Genomic DNA, 10,789 nt, shown 5'->3' with positions numbered 1-10,789 from the left:
ATATTTAGTCAATTTGGTGATATTTTTGGATCTGCCTTTGGTGGCGGTGGTGGCGGTTTTGGTGGCGGTCAACGAAGAGTTAAAGGAAGTAATCTTCGTATAAAAGTTAAACTAACTTTAGAAGAAATTGCAAACGGGGTTGAGAAAAAAGTAAAAGTAAAACGAAAAGTACAAGCTCCTGGTGTTACTTTTAAAACATGTTCAACATGTAATGGTCAAGGCCAAGTAATGCGAGTTTCTAATACTATTTTAGGAAGAATGCAAACGGCTTCAACATGTCCTACATGTGGTGGTTCTGGTCAAATTTTAGATGGAAGAGCTAATGGTGCAGATGCACAAGGTATGATTCTTGATGATGATACTGTTTCAATTAAAATTCCGGCAGGAGTAGTAGATGGAATGCAATTAAAAGTTTCTGGAAAAGGAAATGAAGCACCAGGAAATAATAGCATGCCTGGAGATTTAATTGTTGCAATTGAAGAGATAGAGCACGAATTTTTAAAACGAGAAGGTGAAAATCTACATTATGATTTATATATAAGTTTTCCTGAAGCTGCTTTAGGTATTTCAAAAGAAATAGAAACAGTATCAGGAAAAGTTAGAATCAAACTAGAAGAAGGAATTCAGTCTGGAAAAATATTAAGATTAAAAGGAAAAGGAATTCCAAGTATCAACTCATACGGAAGTGGTGATTTGCTTGTTCATGTAAATGTATGGACTCCTAAAGTGCTAAATAAAGAACAAAAGAACTTCTTTGAAAGTATGATTTCAGATGAAAATTTTATTCCAAATCCAGAAAAATCAGATAAATCATTTTTTGAAAAAGTTAAAGATATGTTTTCATAAGAAATATAAATACTTTAAATTTAATTTTACTTTTTAATTGAAGTAATTTTTTTTCTTTTTTTAATCAATTTTCCCATCTTAACGTTTAAACATTAAGGTGGGTTTTTTTGTAACAATTTTTACTAAAACCTTACTAATATAAAAAACATACTTTAATGAATTCAATTTTAGAAGTACAAAATGTAACGAAACAATTTGGAGATTATAAAGCCCTAAATAACGTATCTTTTACAATTCCCCAAGGAAGTATTTATGGGCTTTTAGGCCCAAATGGAGCAGGTAAAACAACTTTAATTAGAATCATTAATCAAATAACAATGCCCGATTCGGGTGATATTTTTTTAGATGGTAAAAAATTAAAACCTTCAGATATTCAACATATCGGTTATATGCCCGAAGAGAGAGGTTTGTATAAAACGATGAAAGTTGGTGAACAATGTTTGTATCTGGCACAATTAAAAGGCCTTTCTAAACAAGAAGCCCAGAAACAATTAAAATACTGGTTTGAAAAATTAGAAATTGAAGGCTGGTGGAATAAAAAAATTCAAGAGCTTTCTAAAGGAATGGCTCAAAAAATTCAATTTGTAGTTACAGTTCTTCATAAACCAAAACTTTTAATTTTAGACGAACCATTTTCTGGTTTTGATCCTGTAAACGCCAATTTAATTAAAGATGAAATTATTGAATTAAACAAACAGGGAACATCGATCATATTTTCTACTCATAGAATGGAAAGTGTTGAAGAAATGTGCGACTATATAGCTTTAATTCATAAATCTAATAAACTTATAGAGGGAAAATTAGTAGATGTAAAAAAAGAATATAGAAGTAACACCTTTGAAGTCGGAATAATAGCTCAAGATTTGGAAGCATTGATGTATGATTTAACCCAGAAGTTTAAAGTGGGCCCAACCAATTTTAAATCTCTAAACGATGATATTAAATTAGAAGTGCAATTAGGTTTGCATCATTCTAATGAATTATTTAGTATATTAACAAAAAACGGTCAAGTAACGCATTTTGTTGAAAAAATTCCAAGTGTAAACGATATATTTATTCAATCAGTAAGCAAATAAGGTAATAGGTAAACGGCAAAATAAGACGAGCTATGTTTTTAATAGTAAGTTTTATTTCCTTAATCAATTAACCCAAAATCAATAAAAAAATGAGCACATTATCCCTTATTATAAAACGAGAATTCATTGCCAAAGTTAGAAACAAATCATTTATAGTAATGACCTTCTTGAGTCCGTTATTATTTGTAGGGATTGGAGTTTTCGTTGGTTTTTTAGCAACAATGGATAAAGACACCGCAACACAAGTTGCCATTCATGACGAAGTAGGTTTTGTAAAAAATCAATTTAAAAACGATAAAAACATCCATTACATAGATATTTCGTTTATGCCTTTTAAAGCTGCGAAAGACTCTGCAAAAGTTAATTTTAACGGACTGTTATACATTCCTAAAGTTGATTCCATACAGCAATTGGCAACAACAGTAGAATACATTTCAGAAGAAAGTCCTAGTATAGACTTTATTATAAGTGTAGAACAGATCATAAATTCAACTTTAACAACAGATAAATTAAAAACTTTAGGATTTGATGCTTTAAAAATTGAACAAGCAAAAGTAAATTCAGATTTAAAATTATCAAAATTTTCAGGTCAAGAAACCGTAAAAGGAATAAATGAAATGAAATTGTTTTTAGGAGGTGCGTTCGGCTATTTAATCATGATGTTTATTGTTATTTATGGCAATTTTGTTATGCGCAGTGTCATTGAAGAAAAAACCAATCGAATTATAGAAATCATCATATCATCTGTAAAACCATTCCAGTTGATGATGGGCAAAATAATAGGAAACTCTTTGGCGGGTATACTTCAATTTTCAATATGGGCTATAGTTGGAAGTATATTATTTTTTGTTGCTTCATATGTTTTTGGGTTACAAATGGGCGGTGCTTCTGATGTATTAGCACAATCTGACACATCTGATTTTGCTAAAAGTATTCCTTTGTATATCAATGAATTTAAAAATTTACCAATAGCAACTTTACTGATTTGTTTTGTTTTGTATTTTATAGGTGGGTATTTTTTATACAGTTCTTTTTATGCCTCAATAGGCGCTGCAGTTGATTCAGAAACCGACTCACAGCAATTTTTATTACCCATTATTTTGCCTTTAGTTTTAGGAGTGTACATTGGTTTTTTTACAGTTTTAAATGATCCACACGGAACAGTTGCAACAATTTTCTCTCTATTTCCACTCACATCTCCCATTGTGATGCTGATGCGAATACCTTTTGGTGTACCTTTATGGCAACTAATACTGTCATTAACATTATTATTTACTACTTTTATGGGGGTTGTATGGTTTGCTGCTAAGATTTATCGTGTTGGAATTTTAATGTATGGTAAAAAACCAACCTGGAAGGAATTGTATAAATGGCTTAAATATTAACAAACAAAATGACCGAAATAATAGAATTACTTGATCATAAAGCGCTAGGGTTTAAAGGGTTTAATTTTTCTTTACTGAATTTTATTTTCCTTACTGTAGTTTTAATAATAACATCTTATGCTTTAAAGCTTATTAGAAAAGTTGTTACTAAAAATTTACCTTTAGAAGACAAAAATAAATTCATCAGTATTTTTCAATTTATAAAATACATGGTTTACATATTTGTTGTAATGTTCGTTTTGCATTCTTCAGGTGTTAACATGAATGTTTTTTTAACGGCTTCGGCGGCCCTTTTTGTTGGAATTGGTTTTGCACTTCAAACTTTTTTTTTAGATATAATTTCTGGCATTTTAATAATTTTAGATCAATCAGTTCATGTAGGTGATATCATTGAGGTTGAAGGAAAAGTAGGAAAAGTAAAAGAGATCAGGCTGCGAACAACTCGAATAATTACAAGAAACGATAGGGTATTAGTCATTCCTAATAATAAGTTTATGACCGATATTTTGTTTAATTGGACTCAAAATACAAGTACCAACAGGGAGCAAGTTACCGTTGGTGTTGCTTATGGAAGTGACATTAATTTAGTAAAAAAATTGCTCGAAACCAGCGCAGTAAATACAGAAGGAGTTGTAAAAAATGAAACTATTTCTGTGCTTTTTGAAGATTTTGGAGATTCTTCACTTAATTTTTCAGTTTATTTTTATGTTAATGATGGAATGAGAAGCCCTTATATACAAAGCGATATTCGATTTAAAATTGACGAATTATTTAAACAAAACAATATTTCAATACCATTTCCACAGCGAGATATTCATATAATTAACAAATAGAATAAACTGTATTTGTCATTTATAAATACTTATTGTTTTTGGTTTCAAAATTAGAGTATTCTGCTTTTTTTTAATTTTTGTAAGGAATCTTAGTATATAACTGATGCTGTTTCAATGCAGTATAATTAATGATAAGTCTCTATTTTTTACTAACTTTGTACATTTCAAATAATCATTGCAATCTTTACGAGCTTTGCGGTTAAATAATAAAGGGAATGCCTAAAATACTAATTATAGAAGATGAAGCTACTATTCGTAGAGTGCTTATTAAAATACTCTTAGAAGAAAATGATAGTTACACTGTTGAAGAAGCAGAAGATGGATTAATAGGTTTTGAAAAGATAAAAAAGGACGATTATGATTTGGTTTTATGCGACATCAAAATGCCCAAAATGGATGGAGTTGAAGTTCTTGAAGCCATAAAAAAAATAAAACCCGAAATTCCTATGGTTATGATTTCTGGACATGGTGATCTAGAAACAGCAGTAACCGCTATGCGATTAGGAGCTTTTGATTATATTTCAAAACCACCAGATTTAAACCGTTTACTCAATACTGTTCGCAATGCTTTGGATAAAAAAAAGCTTGTTGTTGAAAATAAAAATCTAAAGAAAAAAGTCAGTAAAAATTATGAAATGATAGGTACAAGCACCGAAATTAATCATATTAAATCTATGATTGAAAAAGTAGCACCTACTGATGCAAGAGTTTTAATTACTGGCCCAAATGGAACTGGTAAAGAGCTTGTTGCACATCAAATACACCAAAAAAGCGAACGATCCTCTGCTCCAATTATAGAAGTTAACTGTGCCGCTATTCCGAGTGAATTAATTGAAAGTGAATTATTTGGTCATGTAAAAGGCGCATTTACATCAGCAGTAAAAGATAGAGCAGGTAAGTTTGAAGCAGCCCATAACGGAACTATTTTTTTAGATGAAATTGGAGACATGAGTCTTTCTGCACAAGCTAAAGTTCTTAGAGCATTACAAGAAAACTTAATTCAGCGCGTAGGTGCAGATAAAGATATTAAAGTCGATGTTAGAGTTCTTGCGGCAACTAACAAAGACCTAAAAAAAGAAATAGCTGAAGGACGTTTTAGAGAAGATTTGTATCATCGTTTGGCAGTAATTCTTATCCAAGTGCCATCACTAAACGAAAGACGAAATGATATACCTGAACTTATTGAACATTTTACTCATAAAATAGCTAATGAACAGGGTATTGTTGTTAAAAAATTTTCCAAACAAGCTATTAAATTATTACAAGAATATGATTGGACCGGAAATATTAGAGAATTGAGAAATGTAGTAGAACGCTTAATAATTTTAGGTGGAACAGAAATTTCAGAAGCAGACGTAAAATTATTCGCAAGTAAGTAAATTGGGGTTTAATATAATTTAAGAGCTGGATAAGTTTATCCGTTACAAAAAATCAAATCCCATCACCAAATAAATAAATGCAACTAAAAAAAATAGATCAAGGCCTTCAAAACGGATTAATCCGCAACGGATTATCAGAAGCAAATGAATTGCAACAAGAAACATTTTCTACTATAAAAAGCGGAACAGATGTAGTAATTCAAAGTCAAAAAGGCTCAGGAAAAACAACAACAGCAGTTTTAAATGTCATTCAAAAACTAAAAGGACCTCTTGAAGAATCTCCAAGAGCATTAATTTTTGTAGAAGATAAACCAAAAGTACTTGAAATGGTCGAGCTGTTTAAGCAATTGGGTAAAGACAATCAAATTAGAGTTTTTGGGGTACATGACAAAACCGATTTAGACGAAGATAAAAATCAAATATCATTAGGTATTGATGTTTTGGTTGGCACTGGACATAAATTAAATGCTATGTTTTCTACAGCGGGATACAATGTAAACCGTTTGCAAATATTAGTTGTTGATGATGCTGACGTTTTATTTAAAGGGCGAATGGATGTTCCTATTTTAAGAATGACAGACAGTATGCCAAAAATGCAAAAAATATTCTTTTGTAATAAAATTACAGAAAAAATTGAAATCATGGCAGATAGAATCATGATTGAACCAGTATTTATAGAGTTTGACGAATAGAACAAAATTTAATCGTAAACACTTTTCAAATTAAAAACATAAAAAATGGCACTAGTAAAAATATTTTCAGGTAGCGAAATTATCGCTAATGCATTACGTACAATTTTAGAAGAAAGCGGTATACGAACTGTCGCAAAAAACAACTTACAATCTGCCCGAATGGCAGGATTTGGAAATTCTGATTTAGCTGTAGAAGTTTTTATCAATGAATCTGATAAATTAAAATCAGAACCTATAATAGATGAGTTTAAAATGAATCTATAAAAAAAAACAAGACACAAATAATACAATTTTTATTGTATTATTTGTGTCTTGTTTTTTTATAACAGGTGTTATTTAAACAAAACCTCACCCATTATATCAACAGTTTCCCATGTTTTACTAACGCCATCAGGTCCTTTGTGTAATTCGTAGCAAGCCGTGTTTATTGCAGATATAGCCGTTTGACCACCAAAGTCATTTAAGTTTATTGTAGTTTTCATACTAAATACATTATTTACAAATGTATATTCTAGCGGAATTTGCTTAGTTACATCATTCATCGAAAGTATCATAAACAATTGATTATCCCTAAAATTTAAAATACCAGATAGAAGTTCTGTATTTTTTAATGCAGCAAAAAAGATAGTTTTTAACTTATAATCTCTATCATCATTATTTGTAAATAGACTACTTACTGGAATAGAAAACGCAACACCTTCTAAAACTTCTTGAGCACTATTACCTGTTTTAACATCTTTTAATTCAATTTGTTTAAAGGCACCACCTACAGCTATTTTGTCAGTTGTTTTAAAAGCAGTCCACTTTACTTTTGTAGAATCAGTTACAATTGTTAAACCTGCAGTTTCTGTTTTTTCAGTTGTAGTTTCTGTTTTTTCCTCTTTTTTACAACTTGTAAAAGTTACTAAAGACAACCCTAAGATTAAGATACTTATTTTTTTCATAGTTTCTATAATTTATACTCTTTTTAAGCATTTTTTGATGCTTTTAAGTAGAAACCAAATGTAAGAAGTTATTTGTTGAATTTCAAAATACTTCTGTTAAAGATACATTAAAATATAGGTTAAATATACAGTATGAACTATTTGAAAAGATTTTGTTTAAATGTCAATATCGATATTAGTATTCCAAATATTCCAATAGTAGCAAAAGAATACCTTAGATTAGTAGCTTCTGCAATATACCCAATAATTGGTGGACCAATTAAAAAACCTAAAAAGCTGATGCTTGAAATTATTGTTAATGCCTTTTCAGTAGCAATATTGCTAAGGTTACCCGCTCGGTTAAAAACGATTGGAACCACATTAGACACTCCAAATCCAACAAGCATGAATGCTAAAGTACAAGCCATTAAGTAAGGAAAAAATACGGCAATATATAAGCCAATAGTAATTATAATTCCACTTGTAATAATAATATTTTGCGGACCAAACTTTTGAACTAAATAGTCACTCAAAAACCTTCCTGTTGCCATAGTTATCATAAAACAAGTATAACCCAACGTAACTAATGAAGTTGGTGCTAAAACAATATCTTTAAAGTATACACCACTCCAATCAAACATAATGCCCTCACTAGCCATGCAGCAAAATCCAATAATGCCAAGCCAAACTAACAATTTGTCTGGAAATTGAAAACCTGTTTTCGTTTCTTTTTCGCTTCTTTTTTCAACCCTAATTTGAATCAAATATTTTGAATTTAAAAGTACTATAATCAGTATAAATACAAATGCAATAATAAAATGTATAAATGGAGAAATTTCTAAATAAATTATAAGTAAAGATACTAATGCACCAAAAAAACCTGCCAAACTCCACATACCATGAAAGAAACCCATAATAGGGGTCTTAAAAAGTTTCTGAGTAGCAACACCTTGAGTGTTAAATGCAATGTTGCAAAAATTTGCAATTGCACCTAAAAAAAATAGACCTAAAGCCAATTGCCAACCCGAAGTAGCTAGGCCAATAAAAGTTAAAAAAAGCGCATAAAGTATAGTGCAAAAGAGGGTCATATTTTTACTTCCAAAATGGGTTACCATCCTACCTGAAAAAGGCATAACAGACAGCTGACCAATAGGTAAAAAAAACAAAATTGTTCCTAATTCAGATTCACTTAAATCTAGCAAGTTTTTAATGTCTGGAATTCTACTGGCCCAAGTAGCAAAGCAAAAACCATTTCCAAAGAAAAACAGAGCAATAGCCATTTTAATTCTAAACAAATAGTTGTTTTTTAGTTTAGTAAAAGGGTTTTTGACTTCAGTATTTGGAGTAAATATCGAAATAAAATTAGTTTTGGTAATGGACATGAATCAGAATTTAAAAAAGCAAAAATATACTATTTATGAATGCAAGAATTAGTTTAGTATTTAATTCGTTAAAAAAAAGCATAAATAAATAAAATGAATTTATTTTTCATTTTTGACAACTTGTCAAGAACGTTAATTACCTTATATTTGCTGCTTCAAAAAAATAGTCAAACTTCTGACTTCTAACTTAAAATAAATGATTACAGTAAACGATGTAGCGGTAGAATTTGGTGGCACTTCACTTTTTAGTGATGTAACTTTTGCTATAAATGAAAATGATAAAATTGCCTTAATGGGTAAAAATGGTGCCGGAAAGTCTACTTTGTTAAAGATTGTTGCAGGAGAGAGCAAGCCATCTCGCGGAAATGTTTCAGCACCAAAAGATGCCGTTATTGCTTATTTGCCTCAGCATTTGTTGGCAGTTGATGATTGTACTGTTATGGAAGAAACATCAAAAGCCTATGCTGAAGTTTTTGAAATGAAAAAAAAAATTGATGAAATAAATGAGCAATTAACCATACGGACAGACTATGAAAGTGAGGCTTACATGAAATTAATTGAAAGAGTATCAGATCTTTCAGAAAAGTTTTATGCTATTGAGGAAGTAAATTATGAAGCAGAAGTTGAAAAAGTTTTAAAAGGTTTAGGTTTTGAACGCGAAGACTTTAATAGACCTACAAAAGAATTTTCTGGGGGATGGAGAATGCGAATTGAATTAGCAAAAATATTATTGCAAAAACCTGATCTAATTTTATTAGATGAGCCAACAAATCACTTGGATATGGATAGTATTCAATGGTTAGAGGATTTTTTAATTAATCAAGCCAAAGCTGTTATGGTTATTTCGCATGATAGAGCTTTTGTAGACAATATTACCAATAGAACTATAGAAGTTACTATGGGTAGAATTTATGATTATAAAGCTAAGTATTCACATTATTTAGAATTGCGAAAAGACAGACGTGTACATCAACAAAAAGCGTTTGATGAGCAACAAAAAATGATTTCAGAAAACCAAGAGTTTATTGATCGTTTTAGAGGTACTTTTTCCAAAACTTTATCGGTTCAATCGCGTGTTAAAATGTTGGAGAAAATTATTCCTATAGAAGTTGACGAAATAGATAATTCAGCCTTAAAGTTAAAATTTCCACCATCGGTTCGATCGGGTCAATACCCAATTGTTGTAAAAGATTTGTATAAAAGCTATGGCGAAAATGTGATTTTTAAAAATGCCAATATTGTAATTGAACGAGGAGAAAAAGTTGCTTTTGTAGGTAAAAATGGAGAAGGTAAGTCGACCATGATTAAAGCTATTATGAATGAAATTGAAATTAATAGTGGTAGTGTTGAAATTGGTCACAATGCTCAAATTGGTTATTTTGCCCAAAATCAAGCCTCTCAATTAGACGGAAATGCAACTATTTTTGAAACTATAGACCGAATAGCTGTTGGTGATGTTCGTACGCAAATCAAAAACATTTTAGGAGCTTTTATGTTTCAAGGTGACGACATTCACAAAAAAGTAAAAGTGCTTTCTGGTGGAGAAAAAACCCGTTTGGCAATGATAAAATTATTGTTGGAGCCTGTTAATTTATTGATTCTGGATGAACCTTCCAATCACTTGGATATGAAAACCAAAGACATCATTAAAGATGCCTTACGCGATTTTGATGGAACTTTAATCTTGGTTTCTCACGATAGGGATTTCTTAGATGGATTAGCGACTAAAGTATTCGAATTTGGCAACAAACGAGTAAAAGAACATTTTGAAGACCTAAAAGGTTTCTTAGAGTACAAAAAAATGGATTCTATGAAGGAAATAGAAAAGTAGTTTTTATTGGTTAATGCTTTTTTGAATAATTAACTTATAAATATCAGCTTCTAAAATAGTACTATCATTGTCTTCGCACAATAGAAACTCAATTTCATTTTTTGATGTCTTATAAAGCGTAATTCCTTCAAATTTATGTTTATTTGAAATTAATTGCGTTTCTTCAATTAAACAATCAGATAGTTTTATTTTTCCAACAAATGTGCCTAATATTTCACCATCATAATAAGTTGAAGTTGTGTTTTCTACTGAGGCTAAAAAATAGATGGTATCATCTACCAAAATAGCATCAGTAAATGTAGATTCTATATTGTTTATCTGAGGTAATACAACATTTATATAACGAATGGTGTCTGTTTTTGAATCACAACAAAAAATCCCATTACACGAATTACTTGAATTTCCTCGTTGAAAAAAATAAGACATATCGTTGTTTATAATT

The 10,789-nt window shown here is 30.3% G+C and carries 10 protein-coding genes and 1 pseudogene; 8 read left to right on the top strand and 3 right to left on the bottom strand.

From position 1 onward, the window contains the following. From AABM47_RS03965 to AABM47_RS03935, 7 genes are all read left to right on the top strand, one after another. A partial coding sequence (locus tag AABM47_RS03965; RefSeq protein WP_338409630.1) for a DnaJ C-terminal domain-containing protein occupies positions 1–846 on the top strand: 846 nt, incomplete at its 5' end. A 155-nt stretch (positions 847–1,001) separates the two neighbouring features. After that, on the top strand, positions 1,002–1,922 hold the full coding sequence (locus AABM47_RS03960; protein WP_338409629.1) for an ABC transporter ATP-binding protein: 921 nt from the start codon (positions 1,002–1,004) through the stop codon (positions 1,920–1,922). Between the two features lie 89 nt (positions 1,923–2,011). Continuing rightward, entirely contained in the window at positions 2,012–3,307 is a 1,296-nt protein-coding gene (locus AABM47_RS03955) for an ABC transporter permease (protein WP_338409628.1), read from the top strand. An 8-nt stretch (positions 3,308–3,315) separates the two neighbouring features. Further along, positions 3,316–4,140 (top strand): mechanosensitive ion channel domain-containing protein, encoded by an 825-nt coding sequence (locus AABM47_RS03950; protein ID WP_338409627.1) that lies wholly within the window; start codon positions 3,316–3,318, stop codon positions 4,138–4,140. Positions 4,141–4,355: 215 nt separating this feature from the next. Continuing rightward, positions 4,356–5,519, top strand: coding sequence for a sigma-54 dependent transcriptional regulator (locus tag AABM47_RS03945; RefSeq protein ID WP_338409626.1), 1,164 nt, complete (start codon positions 4,356–4,358; stop codon positions 5,517–5,519). A 77-nt stretch (positions 5,520–5,596) separates the two neighbouring features. Beyond that, positions 5,597–6,211: a DEAD/DEAH box helicase gene (locus AABM47_RS03940; protein WP_338409625.1), complete on the top strand. Its 615-nt coding sequence runs from the start codon at positions 5,597–5,599 to the stop codon at positions 6,209–6,211. A 45-nt stretch (positions 6,212–6,256) separates the two neighbouring features. Next, positions 6,257–6,475 (top strand): DUF2007 domain-containing protein, encoded by a 219-nt coding sequence (locus tag AABM47_RS03935; protein ID WP_338409624.1) that lies wholly within the window; start codon positions 6,257–6,259, stop codon positions 6,473–6,475. Between the two features lie 68 nt (positions 6,476–6,543). Here the strand turns inward: AABM47_RS03935 and AABM47_RS03930 are convergent, their stop codons facing one another. After that, entirely contained in the window at positions 6,544–7,155 is a 612-nt protein-coding gene (locus AABM47_RS03930; protein ID WP_338409623.1) for a YceI family protein, read from the bottom strand. 137 nt (positions 7,156–7,292) lie between these two features. Beyond that, entirely contained in the window at positions 7,293–8,516 is a 1,224-nt protein-coding gene (locus tag AABM47_RS03925; protein WP_338409622.1) for an MFS transporter, read from the bottom strand. Positions 8,517–8,712: 196 nt separating this feature from the next. Between AABM47_RS03925 and AABM47_RS03920 the strand changes: the two genes are divergently transcribed. Further along, positions 8,713–10,347: an ABC-F family ATP-binding cassette domain-containing protein gene (locus tag AABM47_RS03920; protein ID WP_338409621.1), complete on the top strand. Its 1,635-nt coding sequence runs from the start codon at positions 8,713–8,715 to the stop codon at positions 10,345–10,347. A gap of 3 nt (positions 10,348–10,350) precedes the next feature. On the opposite strand, the pseudogene AABM47_RS03915 reads toward AABM47_RS03920, so the two are convergent. Beyond that, positions 10,351–10,789: pseudogene (locus AABM47_RS03915) on the bottom strand (hypothetical protein); the annotation flags it as partial.

The organism is uncultured Flavobacterium sp., assembly GCF_963925415.1.
Taxonomy (GTDB): Bacteria; Bacteroidota; Bacteroidia; order Flavobacteriales; family Flavobacteriaceae; genus Flavobacterium.
The sequence above is the reverse complement of the archived record's forward strand: the minus strand, read 5'-3'. Positions and strand labels throughout refer to the sequence as shown.